This is a genomic window from Sphingobium yanoikuyae (assembly GCF_013001025.1).
In the GTDB taxonomy this organism is placed as follows: Bacteria; Pseudomonadota; Alphaproteobacteria; order Sphingomonadales; family Sphingomonadaceae; genus Sphingobium; species Sphingobium yanoikuyae_A.
Genome location: NZ_CP053021.1, coordinates 140,170 through 154,964, shown reverse-complemented (window position 1 = coordinate 154,964; position 14,795 = coordinate 140,170). Strand labels below are relative to the sequence as shown.

The 14,795-nt window shown below is 65.1% G+C and carries 14 protein-coding genes and 1 riboswitch; of the genes, 8 read left to right on the top strand and 6 right to left on the bottom strand.

Features of this window, described 5'->3' with window-relative positions; genetic code table 11:
* Positions 1 to 10 precede the first annotated feature (10 nt).
* The 5 genes from HH800_RS28950 to HH800_RS00765 all read left to right on the top strand — a co-directional run bounded on the left by HH800_RS28950 (position 11) and on the right by HH800_RS00765 (position 3,757).
* Positions 11 to 343: a helix-turn-helix domain-containing protein gene (locus HH800_RS28950; protein WP_235681986.1), complete on the top strand. Its 333-nt coding sequence runs from the start codon at positions 11 to 13 to the stop codon at positions 341 to 343.
* Between the two features lie 108 nt (positions 344 to 451).
* Positions 452 to 997 (top strand): hypothetical protein, encoded by a 546-nt coding sequence (locus HH800_RS00780; protein WP_206379189.1) that lies wholly within the window; start codon positions 452 to 454, stop codon positions 995 to 997.
* Positions 998 to 1,204: 207 nt separating this feature from the next.
* Positions 1,205 to 1,576: a hypothetical protein gene (locus tag HH800_RS00775; RefSeq protein ID WP_169859881.1), complete on the top strand. Its 372-nt coding sequence runs from the start codon at positions 1,205 to 1,207 to the stop codon at positions 1,574 to 1,576.
* On the top strand, positions 1,573 to 3,171 hold the full coding sequence (locus tag HH800_RS00770) for a type IV secretion system DNA-binding domain-containing protein (protein WP_235681985.1): 1,599 nt from the start codon (positions 1,573 to 1,575) through the stop codon (positions 3,169 to 3,171). Before HH800_RS00775 ends, HH800_RS00770 begins: the two co-directional genes overlap by 4 nt.
* A complete protein-coding gene (locus HH800_RS00765) occupies positions 3,071 to 3,757 on the top strand; it encodes an ArdC family protein (RefSeq protein WP_235681984.1) in 687 nt (228 codons plus the stop codon). The genes HH800_RS00770 and HH800_RS00765 overlap by 101 nt, the downstream gene beginning before the upstream one ends.
* Positions 3,758 to 4,072: 315 nt before the next feature.
* On the opposite strand, the gene pnuC is transcribed toward HH800_RS00765, so the two are convergent.
* Genes pnuC through HH800_RS00750 form a run of 3 tightly spaced genes read right to left on the bottom strand, consistent with a single transcriptional unit; the run spans position 4,073 to position 8,078 of the window.
* A complete protein-coding gene (pnuC, locus tag HH800_RS00760; RefSeq protein WP_169859879.1) occupies positions 4,073 to 4,639 on the bottom strand; it encodes a nicotinamide riboside transporter PnuC in 567 nt (188 codons plus the stop codon).
* Positions 4,639 to 5,781 (bottom strand): phosphotransferase enzyme family protein, encoded by a 1,143-nt coding sequence (locus HH800_RS00755; protein ID WP_169859878.1) that lies wholly within the window; start codon positions 5,779 to 5,781, stop codon positions 4,639 to 4,641. The genes pnuC and HH800_RS00755 overlap by 1 nt, the downstream gene beginning before the upstream one ends.
* 2 nt (positions 5,782 to 5,783) lie before the next feature.
* A complete protein-coding gene (locus HH800_RS00750) occupies positions 5,784 to 8,078 on the bottom strand; it encodes a TonB-dependent receptor (protein WP_169859876.1) in 2,295 nt (764 codons plus the stop codon).
* Positions 8,079 to 8,107: 29 nt separating this feature from the next.
* Positions 8,108 to 8,217, bottom strand: a riboswitch (TPP riboswitch).
* 83 nt (positions 8,218 to 8,300) lie between these two features.
* Here HH800_RS00750 and HH800_RS00745 point away from each other — a divergent pair.
* A complete protein-coding gene (locus HH800_RS00745) occupies positions 8,301 to 8,975 on the top strand; it encodes a glutathione S-transferase family protein (RefSeq protein WP_169859874.1) in 675 nt (224 codons plus the stop codon).
* A 4-nt stretch (positions 8,976 to 8,979) separates the two neighbouring features.
* Entirely contained in the window at positions 8,980 to 9,618 is a 639-nt protein-coding gene (locus tag HH800_RS00740; RefSeq protein ID WP_169859872.1) for a hypothetical protein, read from the top strand.
* Positions 9,619 to 9,889: 271 nt separating this feature from the next.
* Here the strand turns inward: HH800_RS00740 and ndk are convergent, their stop codons facing one another.
* From ndk to HH800_RS00725, 3 genes are all read right to left on the bottom strand, one after another.
* Positions 9,890 to 10,312: a nucleoside-diphosphate kinase gene (gene ndk, locus HH800_RS00735; protein WP_004210674.1), complete on the bottom strand. Its 423-nt coding sequence runs from the start codon at positions 10,310 to 10,312 to the stop codon at positions 9,890 to 9,892.
* Between the two features lie 113 nt (positions 10,313 to 10,425).
* Positions 10,426 to 10,863, bottom strand: a complete 438-nt coding sequence (locus HH800_RS00730) for a DNA polymerase III subunit chi (protein WP_169859870.1) — start codon at positions 10,861 to 10,863, stop codon at positions 10,426 to 10,428.
* A 5-nt stretch (positions 10,864 to 10,868) separates the two neighbouring features.
* Positions 10,869 to 12,314 carry a leucyl aminopeptidase gene (locus tag HH800_RS00725; protein ID WP_169859869.1) on the bottom strand — a complete coding sequence of 482 codons (1,446 nt, stop codon included), beginning with the start codon at positions 12,312 to 12,314 and terminating at the stop codon, positions 10,869 to 10,871.
* 179 nt (positions 12,315 to 12,493) lie between these two features.
* Here HH800_RS00725 and HH800_RS00720 point away from each other — a divergent pair, with 179 nt between their 5' ends.
* Positions 12,494 to 14,758, top strand: a complete 2,265-nt coding sequence (locus tag HH800_RS00720) for an LPS-assembly protein LptD (protein ID WP_169859867.1) — start codon at positions 12,494 to 12,496, stop codon at positions 14,756 to 14,758.
* Positions 14,759 to 14,795 lie beyond the last annotated feature (37 nt).

Sequence of the window (14,795 nt, the reverse complement as noted above, 5' to 3'; positions counted from 1 at the left end):
GCTTCTGATTTTGGCGAATCGGGAATGGCTTTTCGGCGCACGGCGTCTGTTTTCGGCACGGCGCGCCATCGGCGGATTTCTGCGGCTTTCCCATTACGGGGAGGACCGCTGGCAATCCTGTGCAACCGGACATGTCTCCCGCCGCCAGTCGGCCAACATGGAGACGCACATGGAACCTCTTGCCCTATCCATCAATGACACCGCCAAGGCGCTCGGCGTCGGTCGATCGTCGGTCTACGCCTTGATAAAGTCGGGTGGCCTCGATGCCATCAAGATCGGCCGGCGCACGCTGCTGACCACCGAGTCGGTCCGGCGGCTGGCCCAATCCCGACCCCTCGCCTGAACCCCAGCCGCTCGCCGGTCCCGGCCTGATCGCCGGGCGGTCCGGTCGCGGTCGAATCTTCCAGCACACAAGACCCCAAACAACCGTGATTTCACGAAAGGATGATCCATGCCTTCCATCCGCAACACCGTCGATCGGCTGGCCGCCTGGCTGGCAGGCCGGTCCTATGTCACGCTGCGCTTCACGGTCCATCAGCGGCTTGCGCCCATCGTCGAGCCGCTGATCAAGCGGCTGCTGCCCTTCGATGACGATGGCGAGACCTACCGCTGCTCAATCAGCCACTGGAAGCTCGACGAACGCCCCGTTCTGCACACCCACCGGGGCGTCGTATCGACCCTGCGGGTGGATGGCCCATTGCAGAAAGCAGGCGGGACCTATCTCCCGCTGGGCGGACTGATCGACGCTCCGCATGTCACCGCGCATCTCGATCCCATCGCGGCAAGGCGGCTCGAGAGCCGATTGCAGGATGCCATCGACAAAGTGATCCAGAATTGGATCATCGAACACGGCCTTTACGACCAACCCCGTCACCGCCGGGAGATCGATCGCCCCAGGGCCGACCGCGAAGCCAAGCGGATCATCGCCGCCTGGGTAAGGGACACCACCCCTGATGCACCGGGGGAAGCCTGCCGGGAAGGATCGGACCATGCCTGATCCGGTCGCCCAAAAGACAAGCTCGCAGGGCTGCGATGCTACGCATCGAGCCGACAATTCAAATACACACCTCACGCACGGGTGCATCGAGCATTTCTGCGGGTTTGACGGGATGCGGATAGCATCCCGTCAAATGCGGTGGCGCGAAAGCAGCGCAAATCCGCCATTTCGCGCGATGGCGAATAGCATCTCACCGGGAGCGGCACGATGAGTGCCCGCGCCCAGACCGTGCGGCTCTCTCCGGCCCAGCACCGCACCCTTGTCGGCTTCGCTAGACAACGCGGATTGAGCGAATATGCCATGCTCGCCCGCGTGGTGGACACGGGACTGGCCGCCATCGTCCAGGGGACAGGCAGCGCGATCGACACCCGGGAGATCGCGATCGAACTGGCATCGGTCAGCACCCGCATCGTCGATGTGGAGAGGGTGCTGGACCGCGCGCTGTTCACCGCTTGTGCTGCCTATTGCTACGCCCGCAGTGCGGCCAGCGGCGCTCGCAAGAGCGACGCGATCCTCACCGAGGAGATCACCGCCGCCTATAATCGCCAGCGGGGCCTCGCGCGGGAGAACCGGCCATGACCCGCCCCGACGATCGCCGCGACCATGCCGATGCCCTGCGCAAGCATCATCTCAGCACGCAGGGCGCGCGGCTCAAGCGGCAAGCCTTGGTCATGCTCGCCTCCGTTGCTCTCGGCGGACTGGGATTACCCAACATCATGCTGGGCCGCGACGCGATGCTCGCCACCAGCACCTACTACTGGGCGAGGACCAAGCTCTGGGCCGTGTCCGGCTGGGAGGCGGACACAGGGATCGACGTTCAGTATCCCGACCATATCGAAGAAGGACGATCAGCGCGCCAGATCATCGCCCATCCCTATTTCCGGCGGCGCGTCGATTTGGTCTGGGCCTGGGCCAAGTGGGGATGCTGGCTGGGCCTCGGCACCTGGCTTGCGGCGCTGATCGCCTTGCGCGGCGCGTTGGCGCGGCGGCGCGAGCGCCTGCTCGCTGATCGCTGGATCGGCGGAACGCAGGTGGTGGACGAGAAGCAGCTTGCGAGGCTGACCGGCAGGCAAGCTGACGCCCGCACCCTGTCGATCGGCAAGGTGCCGATCCCCACCCGTCTGGAAACCCGCCACATGGCGATGATCGGCACCACCGGCAGCGGCAAGACCACGGCCTTGCGGCAATTGCTCGATGGGATCGAGGCGCGGGGCGAAGCCGCGCTGGTCTACGACACCAGCGGCGAGTTCATCGCGCACTATTATGATCCGGCGCGTGGCGATGTGATCCTCAACCCGTTCGACACTCGCTGCGCCTTCTGGTCGCCCTTCGCCGAGATCGCGCATCCCGCCGATGCCGACCGCATCGCCCACCAGCTCATCACCGAGACGGGACAACACGACAGCGACGTATGGCTCGACACCAGCCGTATCCTTGTCGCCAATATGATCCGCGCCCTGTGGCAGGAAAACCGGCGCACCCTGCCTGACCTGCTCCATGCCCTCAAGAACCGGCCCAAGGACGACCTCAAGGAATGGCTCGCCACCAGTTCGTCGGCCCGCACCTTTGCCGACGATGCCGACCGGGCCACGGGCAGCGTGCTGTTCATGCTCGCCAAGGCGGCGGACCTGATCCAGTTCCTGCGCGCCGAGGACAGCAAGGCCAGGCCGTTTGCCTTCCGCAGCTTCATCGAAGCGCTGGACTGGCATCCCGGTGCGCGGCCCTGGATATTCGTGCCGAGGAAGGAGGACTATTTCGAGGCGTCGAAGCCCCTGCTCGCCTGCTGGCTGGAATGCGCGGCGAGCGCTGTGCTGGGACTGCCTCCATCCGAGGACCGGCGCATCTGGTTCGTGCTGGACGAGCTTGCCGACCTGCCCCGCGTCGACAACCTGGCGCGGCTGCTGCCCGAAGGCCGCAAGTTCGGCGCAGCAGTGGTGCTGACCTTCCAGGCGCTGGGGCAGATGCAGCACCGCTATGGGCCGCAGATCGCGGAATCTATGCTGGGTTGCTGCAACACCAAGTTGTTCCTGCAAACCATCGACAGCGACATCCGGTTTCGTCAACCCGTCATGGATGACCTACAAGCAGGCGCAAGCCTTGGGTGCGCAGGTGCGCAAGGGAGCGCATGGTGCAACCGTGGTCTATTATGGCGACAGCACCAGAACAGTGCGTGACGATGTCAGCGGGGAGGATCGGCAACAGGGCTTCCGTTTCCTGAAGACCTATACCGTATTCAACGTGGCGCAGATCGACGGCCTGCCCGAACGGTTCCACATCATGTCGGCGCGTGCGCCGGAGGTGGAGCGCATCGAAGCCGCCGAGGCATTCTTTGCCAGCATTCCCGCAGCTGTGAATCACGGCGGCGACAAAGCCTATTACATCCCTTCAGCCGACCGCATCCAGCTTCCAACCTTCGCGGCCTTCCATGATGCCCATGGCTATTATACCACGAGGGGTCATGAGACCGTGCATTGGACTCGGCACAAGAGCCGCCTTCATCGCTCATTCGGGCGCGAGAAGTGGGGCGATGAAGGGTACGCGCGCGAGGAATTAGTGGCGGAATTAGGCGCCGCTTTCCTCGCCGCCGATCTGGAACTTTGCATCGAGCCGCGCCCCGATCATGCCAGCTATATCGCAAGCTGGATCAAGGTGTTGCAAAATGACACTCGCGCCATCGTGCAAGCCGCCGCCCATGCCGAACGCGCCGTTGCCTATCTGCACCAACTGGCAACCCCAGATAAGTTGAAGCAAGCGGCATAGTCTTTCGATGAAGCGGCTGCCCCGAAAGGGGCGTCCGCTTCATTTGACCTCGCGGCTGTGGATTTCGAAGCAAGTCGGCATCCGCTATGACAGCGTCGAAAAACGCGCGCGTTAATGCCGTACCGCAGGATGCAGGCGGCCTAGCCGTTCTTTCGCTAATTGATGGTACGTTTGGGGGCACGATCGGGGGCCTTACAGGCCTTACATTCCCATAAGCTGTTGTTTTTAAATGTGGAAAATCCGGGAATTCGATTCCGGCTCGGCTCCATTTTCCAGATAGATCCGATCCCTGCCGACTCAAGGCAGCAGCCATGCTCAGGCTGCGCTTCGACGCATCGCCTGCCGCCAGCGCCAATAGCCCAATACTGCCAGCCCGATCATCGCGGCATAGAGGCCGGCGGTCAGCCACAATCCCTTGAACACGAACATGCCGACATAGAAAATGTCGACCGCGATCCACAGCAGCCAGCTCGCCGCATGGCGCCGCGCCGTCCAATATTGGGCAACCAGGCTGAAACTGCTCAGCGCCGAATCCATCCAGGGCAGCGCCGCATCGGTATAATGATGGGTGAACCAGCCGATCGCGCCGGCACCGACGGCGCCCAGCGCCAGCCCCTTGGCGGCCCGCATCGGCGGCAGCGGCACCACCCTTACCTCGCCCTCGTCGCGCTTGCCCCGTGCCCAGCCGATCCAGCCATAGATGATGGCGATGCCGAACAGGCCCTGCAGCACCATGTCGGCATAGAGGCGCACGTCCAGGAACAGCTTGGCATACAGGGCGCAGGCCATCAGGTTGATCGGCCAGCACAGCAGATGCCGCCGCGCCGTCAGCCAGATGCCGAGGAAGCTGATGATGACGGCAATGATCTCCAGCGTCGACATCAACCGCCTCCCCCCTCACGGAGTTGCGCCAGAAAGCCCTGCCCCGCCCCCGACATGAACCAGTCGGCATGGCCGACCAGATAGGCTTGCCAGGCCAGCATCGCCCCTTCGCGATCGGCCAATATGCCGAAGAAATAATCGATCTCGGTCAGGGCGAACTCGACATGGACCAGCGGCAGCAGGCGCAGCAGCGTGGCGATTTCGACAGACGCCAACGGCAGGACACTGCGATAGCCCGCCAGCAAGGCCAGCGCGCCGCCCACATCCGCCGGCTCGGCCAGCCGGCCCTGATCCAGCGTCAGCCAGGGAATCGCCGTCCGCTCGATCGCGGTGGCCAGATCATGCAGTGCGCAGCTGCGGGTCGACAGGCCGAAATCGAAGATGCTGCTGACCGCGCCTTCCGCCGACCAGAGCAGGTTGGAGGGGTGCCAGTCATTATGGGTCCAGAGCGCAGGCTGTTCCGCCAGCCGCGGCGCCAGTCCCTGCCCCAGTGCCGCGAACAGCCGCGCCAGTTCCGACCGCCAGGGCAGCTCCGCCAGAAAGGCCGCCACCGCCGGTCGCGCCGCGACATAGGCGTCCGCTGCGGCCAGCGGATCGACGGCGGGCAAGATCGTGAAGCTCGACACCAGCGGATGCGACCCGCGTGCCGGCGCGGCGAAACCGGCCGCCGCCCGATGCAGTTGCGCCAGCGCGACACCAGCCGCAAAGGCGTGATCGGGCGACAGGAAGGGCGTCCAGGACTGGCGATCGCGATAAAGATCGATACCCGGCGCCTGGCGATGCAGCTCATAGCTCCATTCGCCCAGCGCCATCGCGCTGGCACCACCGGTCGCGCGCAGCACATCGGGCACCGCCAGTCCGGCACCACGCAGATGCGCCATATAGCCATGCTCCTCGGCCAGCGCCGCCGGCGTCCGCAAGCGCTGGTGATGCCGCTTCAGGAACAGCGGGCCACGATCCGTCTCGACCAGCGCCGCCGCCGAGAAGGGGCGCGGCGAATGCCAGGCCAGCGCCGCCAGCCGGCCTGCATCAGGGAAATGGGCCAGCACCGCCGCGGCCTCATCCGCCGTGATCGCCGGCCAGGCCGGCGCGTCCAGCGCCAGCCCCATGCCATGGACCAGATGCGGGGCGACGGCGCTCATCGTCAGAAGGCGCGCGACAGCGTCGCCACCACGGCGCGCCCGCTGCCGACATAATAGGTCGGCGCCGAACCGGCGATCAGCGTGCCGTTACGACCGACCGTGTCCTGCGCATTGGTGCTGATCGCATAGACGCCCGACAGGACGCGCGGATTGGTGACGTTGATCGCGTTGATGCGCAGGTCCATCACCTGCGCGTCGATCAGCCCGGCCAGATGCACGCCGACCGACAGGTCCAGCGTGGCATAGCCCTTGATGCTCTCGTCATTCATGAAGGTCGCATATTGGCGGCCGACATATTTGAGCGCGCTGCTGCCGAACAGCCGGCCGTCATCATAGGTGCTGCCCAGCGCGAACTGGAAGCTGGGGGCCGACACCGCCCGCTTACCCCTGGTCGGCAGATAATCGCCGTTGATCGCCAGATCGTCGTTCAGCCGCGTGTGCAGATATTCGGCCGAGGCATAGATGCTCATCCCCTTGGCCGGGCGATAGTCGATCTCGCCATCCAGGCCATAGCTGCTCTGGCTGCCGGCGTTGATGGTCGAATTGACCAGCGCGCCGCCGCTGTCGATCACCGTCGCCACCTGGCGGTTGCGGAAATGATAATGGAAACCGGTCAGCGAGAAGGACAGGCTGGGGCCGATATAGCGATAGCCCAGTTCCTGCGAGATCGAATATTCATTCTTCAGGCCGTCGGTGCCCTGGCTCACCAGTTCGCCGCCATAATAGCTGTTGTAGAGCGCGAACTCGTTGGGCGTGCGGAAATTGGTGGTAATGTTGGCGAACAGCTGCTGCCGGTCGTCCAGCTGATAATGGATCGCCGCCCGCGGCAGCGCGGCAAAGCTGTCGATCCGCACCGTCGACTGCGGACCGGGCAAATAGTTGCGGCCGTTGCGCAGCAGGTTGACGCCCTTGAAGCCGATGTCGATGCCAAGCTTGGGCGTCACCGCAATGCTGTCGGACAGGAAGAAGCCCTTGGTGACCGTCTCCGTGCGCTGATTTTCATAGGCCAGCAGGCGCCCGTCGGCGGTGCGGATCGCCTTGTCCTGATAGCCCCACTGGTTGACCGGCCGGCCATCGGCATCGATCGACGTATAGGATTGCGTCACCCGGTCCGTGCCATAGTCGAACCACAGGCCAGCCACGATCCGATGCGCGCCGGCCTGCAGCGTCAGCTTGCTGACGTCGCCGACGCGGAACTGCTTGCCGGTCCAGTTGCCCATCACCGTAGCGACGCCATCCACCGCGCCGGGCAGGTCGATCGGCTGGGTCAGTTCCTCGGTGCCCAGATAATTGCCGGTGGTGGTCAGCTGCGTGCCATAGGGCGAATTGCCATGCCCCATCTGCAGATAGGCGCTGCTGTCGAAGCTCAGCGTGTCGCTGAGCTTGAGATGCACCGGCGCCGCGACGTAGAAATTGCGGAACGGCGCGCGATAGAGGCGCCAGTAGTTGGTATTCCCCTCGCTATAGGTCTCGTCGAAATTATAGCCACGGCCAGAGGCTTCCCAGTCCGCCTTGCTCGGGCTGGGATAGGTCGATGTCTTGGCGTCGTTGAAGGAAAAGGCGATGCTCGCCCGGTTACCCTCGCCCCATTCGTTCAGCAGCTTCGCGTCGATATGCTGGCGCTGGTCATGCCCCGCCCCGCGCCAGTTGTCGGCGCGGTTGTTGGAATAGGAAATAAAGGCCTTCAGCCCGGTCGATCCGATCCGTCCCGTGTCGATCCGCGCAAAGACGCGCCGCTCGTCATAGGAACCGACCGACAGGTTGACGAGGCCGCCCGCCTCGGCCCTGGGATCATCCAGCGTCAGCGACAACAGGCCGCCGGCCGCCGCGACCACCGGCGAGTCAATATCTGCCGCGCCCTGCGCCAGCATCACCTGGCGCACATTCTCCGCATCGGCAAATTGCGAGGGATAGGCATAATAATAGCCGATGTCGTTCTGCGGCGCGCCTTCCATCAACACGCCGATCTGGTCCTGGCCCAAGCCGCGCAGCGTCAGGCTGGACGATGCCGACAGGCCATAGGGGTCGCTGGACGAGACATTGGCGCCGGGCAGCAGGTTGACCAGCTGGAAGGCGTTGAGCGTCGGCGCCTGCTTGATGATGAAGTCGGTGGAGATCGCGCTGACCGCCTTGGGCGCGCTCTGATCGGGCAACAGGCCTTCGGGGTCGGGATGGCCGACGACCTGGATATTGGTCGACTGGTCCAGCTCATCCTCCGCCATCGCGGGCGATGCAATCATCAACAGGGCCAGCGTCAGGCAGGCGCTTCCAACATGGGGCAATCGGGCAGTCTTCATCTCACGTCCACTCCACAGGAGGGACGACGGACCTGCCGCCTTGCCCTCCCTACGCCGGTATCAGCCGGATCAGGTTCAGCGGGTCGTGGTCTGCTGACCACCTCTCAGCCGCGCATGAGCGGCCCCCCGGGGATGCCCGCCCCTTAGGCGGTTCGACGCGAAGTGGAAAGCCCTCTCTATCGGCTCTCGACTTATCGAAGCCCGCCCGGCTAAGACATGGCCATGATGAAGCTGTTCATTGGCAACAAGGCCTATTCGAGCTGGTCGCTGCGCGGCTGGCTGGCGTGCAAGCTCTCCGGCCTTCCCTTCGAGGAAGTGGTCGTCCCCCTCTATGACGAGGAGTGGGAAAAGCGTCGCGAGGGCGATGAGTTCGCCCCCTCCTCCGGCAAGGTGCCGATCCTGTGGGATGGCGACGACATCGTCGTGTGGGACAGCCTGGCCATCGTCGAATATCTCAATGAAAAGGCCGAGGGCGACCAGTTCTGGCCGACCGATCCGGGTGCCCGCGCCATGGCCCGCTCGATGGCGGCAGAAATGCACAGCAGCTTCGCCGCGCTCCGCCGCGAGCACAGCATGAACATCCGCCAGATCTATGACCCGGTCCCGCCGTCGGAGGCCGTTGCTCACGACATCAGCCGGATCATGCAGCTCTGGGCCCAGGCCCGCGCCCGCTATGGTGGCGAGGGCGACTTCCTGTTCGGCGAGTTCGGCGCCGTCGACCTGATGTTCGCGCCCGTCGTGACCCGCTTCATCACCTATCAGCTGCCCGTCGCCCGCTTTGCCGAAGCCTATATGCGCGCGATCATCGCCCATCCTTGGATGCAGGAATGGATCGGCGAGGCGCAGGCCGAGGAATGGGTGATCGACAAGTTCGAAGTCCCGCCCCAGACGGCCTGACCCGATGAGCGACAGCCCCGAAGCCAAGCAGGAGACCCGCAAGGAGGAAGCCGCCCGCATCCGCAGGCGCTGGATCACGCTGGGCGAATTGCTGGCGGTGGCGGCGGTGCTGATCTCCGCCCTCACCCTCTATCTCAACTGGGCCGACAAGAAGGACGAGCGCGCCAGCAAGGCCGCCGAAAGCAGCAAGGCCTCCGCCCGCGCCGCCCGGCTGGTGCTCAACGCTTCGGCCGATGGCGACAGCCGCCTGACGCTCAAGCCCACTGATTCCGATCAGCTGGTGCAGAGCCAGACCATCCATTTCCCCAGGGCGCTCGGCATCGCCCCGGTCGACACGACCGGCGAACCGCGGATCGAGGCCGGCTGGTTCGAGGATGCGCTGAAAAAGGCGCGCAATGCCGCCAAGCTGCCCGACGACAGCATCGGCGACGAGAAACTGCCGGTGACCATCGTCACCCAGTTCGTCGTCAATGGCGACACCCACAGCGATTCCGCCGTCTACGACATCGGCTATGGCATCGCCGGCAAATGGCTGTCCGGCCACAAGCTGACCCTGCGCGGCCTCTCCCTGGTCAGCCACGCCCAGGGCGCCAGCGCCCAGTCCCAGATAGACGCCCGCTGGGCCCGCCAGACGAAACGCTAGGGCCGCACGGCCACGTTCAGGCAGGCCGCAAGCTGACGTCTCAGTTCCTCCCCAAGCTTGCTTGGGGAGGTGGCAGCGCGAAGCGCTGACGGAGGGGCAATGGCGCGACCTCATCTACTTGCCCCTCCACCGCCTTCGGCGGTCCCCCTCCCCAAGCAAGCTTGGGGAGGATTACGGACAGTCGCCTACCACCCGCCCCCAGCAACAAAAAACCCGGCCGCTCCTTGCGGGAGCGCCGGGCCTTTTGCTCGTCCGTGGACGGGTGTCGGGTTTAGCCGACGATTTCTTCGGGCTTGAAGAAATAGGCGATCTCGATCGCGGCATTTTCTTCGCTGTCCGAACCATGGACCGAATTGGCTTCGATCGATTCGGCCAGTTCCTTGCGGATGGTGCCGGCGTCGGCATTGGCCGGGTTGGTGGCGCCCATGATGTCGCGGTTGCGGGTCACGGCGTTTTCGCCTTCCAGAACCTGGACGACGACCGGGCCGGAGATCATGAAGGCGACCAGGTCAGCAAAGAAGGGGCGTTCCTTGTGAACGGCGTAGAAGCCTTCGGCCTGCTCGCGGCTCATGCGGATGCGCTTGGAAGCGACGACGCGCAGGCCGGCTTCTTCCAGCATCTTGGTGACGGCGCCGGTCAGGTTGCGACGGGTTGCGTCGGGCTTGATGATCGAAAAAGTGCGCGTGACGGCCATGGCCCTCATAACTCCGGATTGTTGGAATAAAGTTGCGCGCCCTTTAGACTGGGCCGGATCACTTCGCAAGAGGGGCGCGAGTGGGCTTGGTAGAAGTCCCTATTTCCGGGCGTTCACGGCCCCTGCACCCATTTGCGGCCTTCCTGCCGCCAGAAGCGCGGGGTCACGCCCTCACGCTTGCTGAGCGCCCGCCAGCTGGCCCGCGCCCCGTCGATCGTGTCCGCGTCGAAGAAATAGAAGGCCCGCTCGAAGCCCAGCGCCTCCTCGCGCCACACCCCGTCCGCCAGCGCGATATGCTTCGCGCCATTGGCAGCGTCGCAGCTCTGCGCCAGCAGCACCGGCTGGGCGGCGTCCACCCCGTCGCCTGCCAGCCCATTGGCCAGGAAGCTTTCGGGTGGCCCCGCCCACAGGCCCGCCGATATGCGGGCCAGCCGTTCCGGCTCGTCGGCCACCACCAGCAGCCGCGCGCCCATGTCCAGGATGCGCGCCGCGATCGCGGGCAGCACCCCTTCCACGGGATCGCGGCTGAGCTGGTAGAAGTCGACCTGCACCGGCTTCAGCGCTCGAACTTGTCGGCCACCAGCTGGTCGATCAGGCGCACGCCATAGCCAGTCGCGCCCTTGTCGGCGGTGGCGCCCGGCTTGTCCGACCAGACCATGCCGGCAATGTCGAGATGCGCCCACTTCACGCCTTCGTTGACGAAGCGCTTGATGAACTGGGCAGCGGTGATCGAGCCAGCGAAGCGCGGGCCGATATTCTTCATGTCGGCGATCGGGCTGTCGATCAGCTTGTCATAGGCCTCCGACAGCGGGAAGCGCCACAGCTTCTCGCCGCTGATCTTGCCCGCCGCCAGCAGGTCGTCGGCCAGCGCATCGTCGTTGGCGAACAGGCCGCCATGCTCGCTGCCGAGCGCAATCATCATCGCCCCCGTCAGGGTGGCGAGATCGATCACCACTTCAGGTTCATAGGTCTTCTGCGCCCAGGTCACCGCGTCGCACAGCACCAGCCGGCCTTCGGCGTCGGTGTTCAGCACCTCGATCGTCTGGCCCGACATCGACGTCACGATGTCGCCGGGGCGCTGCGCATTGGCGTCGGGCATATTCTCGACCAGACCACAGATGCCGACGACACGCGCCTTGGCCTTGCGACCGGCCAGCGCCTTCATGGCACCAGCCACGGCGCCGGCGCCGCCCATGTCCCACTTCATGTCTTCCATGCCGGGGCCAGGCTTGAGCGAGATACCGCCGGTGTCGAAGGTCACACCCTTGCCGATGAACACGACCGGCTTGTCGGCGGCGCCATCGGTGCCGTCCCATTCCATCGCCAGCAGCCGCGCTTCACGCGCCGACCCCTGCGCCACGCCCAGCAGCGCGCCCATGCCCAGCTCCGTCATCGCCGCGCGGTCCAGCACGGTGATCTTGACGCCCAGCTCGGCCAGATGCTGGCAGCGCGCGACGAAGCTTTCGGGATAGAGGATGTTGGCCGGTTCCGACACCAGTTCGCGGGTGAAGGCAACGCCGGCGGCGACCGCCGACAGCTTGGCCCATTCGGCCTCGGCGCCGGTCGCGACGATCGTCACGGTCGCCAGCGTCGGCTTGGCCTTTTCGGGCTGACGCGTGCGATAAGTGTCGATCCGCCAGCTGCGCAGCAGCGCGCCCAGGCCCAGCCGGGCGGCATCCTCGCCACTGACGCCGGCCGGGAATTCGACCGCTGCGTGGGTCGCGCCGCTGGTCGACAGCTTGGCGGTCAGCGCGCCGCCGGCCCGCTCCAGGTCGGCCGCACTGCCATTGCCGATGCCCAGCAGCAGGACGCGCAGCACCGCGCCGCCCTCCTCGACGAAGCTCTCGACGCTGCCGCCTGCCTCACCGGCAAAGCGCGCGGCGGCGGCGCCGGCGACCAGCGTGGCCGATGCGGCGAGCGGCAGGCTGTCGACAGACCCCTTCGCCACGGCAAGGACCAACGTGTCGACTTGGGGGCGCGTGGGGCTGAATTGGATGTCCATCTGGGGGCCTTTTCTCTGGAATGCCGTGTCGTTCTTGTTTCAGCCAGATAGTGCGGCTTTGCCGCTCTGCAAAGCCATTCGGCGGATTTCCGCCGTCCCGAATGCGAGCAGCGATTGCGGCGCGGGCCAAGCAGTGCGATAGGCAGGGACCAGAAGTGCCCACAAAGAGGCCCCTACGCTTGCAGATTTCCGTGTTTCCCCTGTCGTTCAAACAGGCGCTGCTTGCCGGCGCTGCCTCGTCCTGCCTGCTCGCGGCGCCGCTGGCCCATGCGCAACAGGCGCCCGAGCCCAAGCTGAACGAGCCCCAGACGCCAATCAACGCGCCCGACGCGCCGGTGCCCGACAATGACCAGGAAATCGGCTTCGCCGCCGATACGCTGGAATATGACACCAACAGTCAAGTCGTGACCGCCTCCGGCAATGTCCAGTTGCTGCGCGACGGCAATCGGCTGCGCGCCGACAAGATCGTATGGGACCGCAACACCGGCAAGGTCGAGGCACAGGGCGCCGTCTCGGTGATCGATCCCGACGGCAATGTCGCCTATGGTGATCGCTTCGATGTCACCGATACGCTCAAGGATGGCGCGGTCGACAATATATTGCTGGTCCTCCAGAAGGGCGGCCGCATGGCCGCAACCAAGGGCGAGCGGGTCAATGGCGTCTATACGCTGCACCACGCCGCCTATACCGGCTGTCCGGTGGAGGGCAGCGACGGTTGCCCCAAGGAACCGACCTGGCAGATCAACGCGGTCAAGGTCGTCTATGACCCGACCAAGCAGCGCGTCTCCTATACCCGCGCCAATGTCGAGCTGTTCGGCCTGCCGCTGATCCCGGTGCCGGGCCTGTCGCATCCGGTCGGCGACGATGGCGGCAGCGGCCTTCTGGTCCCCAATATCCGTTATGACCGGGTCAATGGCTTCGAGGTCGCGGTCCCCTATTATCTCAAGCTCGCGCCCAATCGCGACCTGACCGTCACGCCACACGTCTACAGCGATTCGCTGCCGATGATCGAAGGCAATTTCCGCCATCTCTACGATCGCGGCGCCTATCAGATCACCGGCTATGCCACCTATGGCAGCCGGTCGAGCGGCATCACGCCGACCGATTCGCAAAAGGATATTCGCGGCGCGATCGACGCCAGCGGCGGCATGCAGCTGTCGCCCGAATGGAGCGTCAACGGGTCGATCCGCGTCGCCACCGACCGCACTTTCCTGCGCCGCTACGATATCAGCCGCGACGACCGGCTGCGTTCAACCCTGGGCGTCCAGCGGATCGGCGAGAACAGCTATTTCTCGCTCGCTGGCTGGGCGGTGCAGACGCTGCGCGTCGACGATCCCCAGGGCCAGATGCCGATCGCCCTGCCGGTCATGGATTATCGGCTGCGGATGAAGGATCCGCTGCTCGGCGGCCAGATGCAGTTCCAGGCCAATACGCTGGCGATCACCCGGACCGAGGGGCAGGACACCCAGCGCGCCTTTGCCGCGTTCGAATGGAATCTGCGCAAGCTGACGGGCCTTGGCCAGGAAGTGAATTTCACCACCTATCTGCGCGGCGACGTCTATCACAGCAGCGACAATCTGCTGACCGACACGATCAGCTATGCCGGCGATCCGGGCTGGAAGGCGCGCGGCATCGCCGCCGCCGCGGTCGACATGCGCTGGCCCTTCATGGGTGAGGCCTTCGGCGGCGTGCAGCGTATCGCCCCACGCGTCCAGATCGTCGCCTCCCCCCATCTCGCCAACCTGTCGGTGCCGAATGAGGATGCCCGGTCGGTCGATCTGGAGGACAGCAACCTCTTCGCGCTCAACCGCTTCGCGGGCTATGACCGGTTCGAGGATTCGAGCCGCATCACCTATGGCCTGGAATATAATCTGGCGCTGCCCGACTTCACGCTCGACGCCAATGTCGGCCAGAGCTACCGGCTCGACAACCGCGCCAGCATCCTGCCCGACGGCACCGGCCTGTCCGACCGCATGTCCGACATCGTCGGCCGCTGGACCGTCCGCTACAAGGATTTCGTCAGCTTCACCCAGCGCTTCCGGGTCGACAAGGACAATCTGGCGGTCCGCCGGAACGAGGTCGACGCGACCGTGGGCAGCAAGAAGACCTATGCCCAGATCAGCTATCTGCGCCTCAACCGCAACGCCAACATCACGCTGGAGGATCTGCAGGACCGCGAGGAACTGCGCCTTGGCGGCCGCATCCAGTTCGCCCGCTTCTGGTCGGTGTTCGGCTCGACCGTCATAGACCTTACCGGCGCGCAGGAAGATCCGGGCACCACGGCCGACGGCTATGAGCCGGTGCGCCAGCGCCTAGGCGTTGCCTATGAGGATGATTGTTTGACGCTGGGCTTTACATGGCGGCGCGACTATCAGACCAACGGTGACGCGCGCGCCGGCAACAGCTTCCAGCTGCGGCTGGCTTTTCGCAATATTGGCATATAAGGAACTGCCTTCCCGCCGTCCGCTCAGGACCGGTTAA

What these genes read in the sequence shown, in the direction of transcription:
- ndk (WP_004210674.1), bottom strand. Translation starts at nt 10,312, where the DNA reads ATGGCCGTCACGCGCACTTTTTCGATCATCAAGCCCGACGCAACCCGT.
- HH800_RS00755 (WP_169859878.1), bottom strand. Translation starts at nt 5,781, where the DNA reads ATGAGCGCCGTCGCCCCGCATCTGGTCCATGGCATGGGGCTGGCGCTG.
- HH800_RS00780 (WP_206379189.1), top strand. Translation starts at nt 452, where the DNA reads ATGCCTTCCATCCGCAACACCGTCGATCGGCTGGCCGCCTGGCTGGCA.
- HH800_RS00745 (WP_169859874.1), top strand. Translation starts at nt 8,301, where the DNA reads ATGATGAAGCTGTTCATTGGCAACAAGGCCTATTCGAGCTGGTCGCTG.
- HH800_RS00750 (WP_169859876.1), bottom strand. Translation starts at nt 8,078, where the DNA reads ATGAAGACTGCCCGATTGCCCCATGTTGGAAGCGCCTGCCTGACGCTG.
- HH800_RS00740 (WP_169859872.1), top strand. Translation starts at nt 8,980, where the DNA reads ATGAGCGACAGCCCCGAAGCCAAGCAGGAGACCCGCAAGGAGGAAGCC.
- HH800_RS00725 (WP_169859869.1), bottom strand. Translation starts at nt 12,314, where the DNA reads ATGGACATCCAATTCAGCCCCACGCGCCCCCAAGTCGACACGTTGGTC.
- HH800_RS00770 (WP_235681985.1), top strand. Translation starts at nt 1,573, where the DNA reads ATGACCCGCCCCGACGATCGCCGCGACCATGCCGATGCCCTGCGCAAG.
- pnuC (WP_169859879.1), bottom strand. Translation starts at nt 4,639, where the DNA reads ATGTCGACGCTGGAGATCATTGCCGTCATCATCAGCTTCCTCGGCATC.
- HH800_RS00775 (WP_169859881.1), top strand. Translation starts at nt 1,205, where the DNA reads ATGAGTGCCCGCGCCCAGACCGTGCGGCTCTCTCCGGCCCAGCACCGC.
- HH800_RS00765 (WP_235681984.1), top strand. Translation starts at nt 3,071, where the DNA reads ATGACCTACAAGCAGGCGCAAGCCTTGGGTGCGCAGGTGCGCAAGGGA.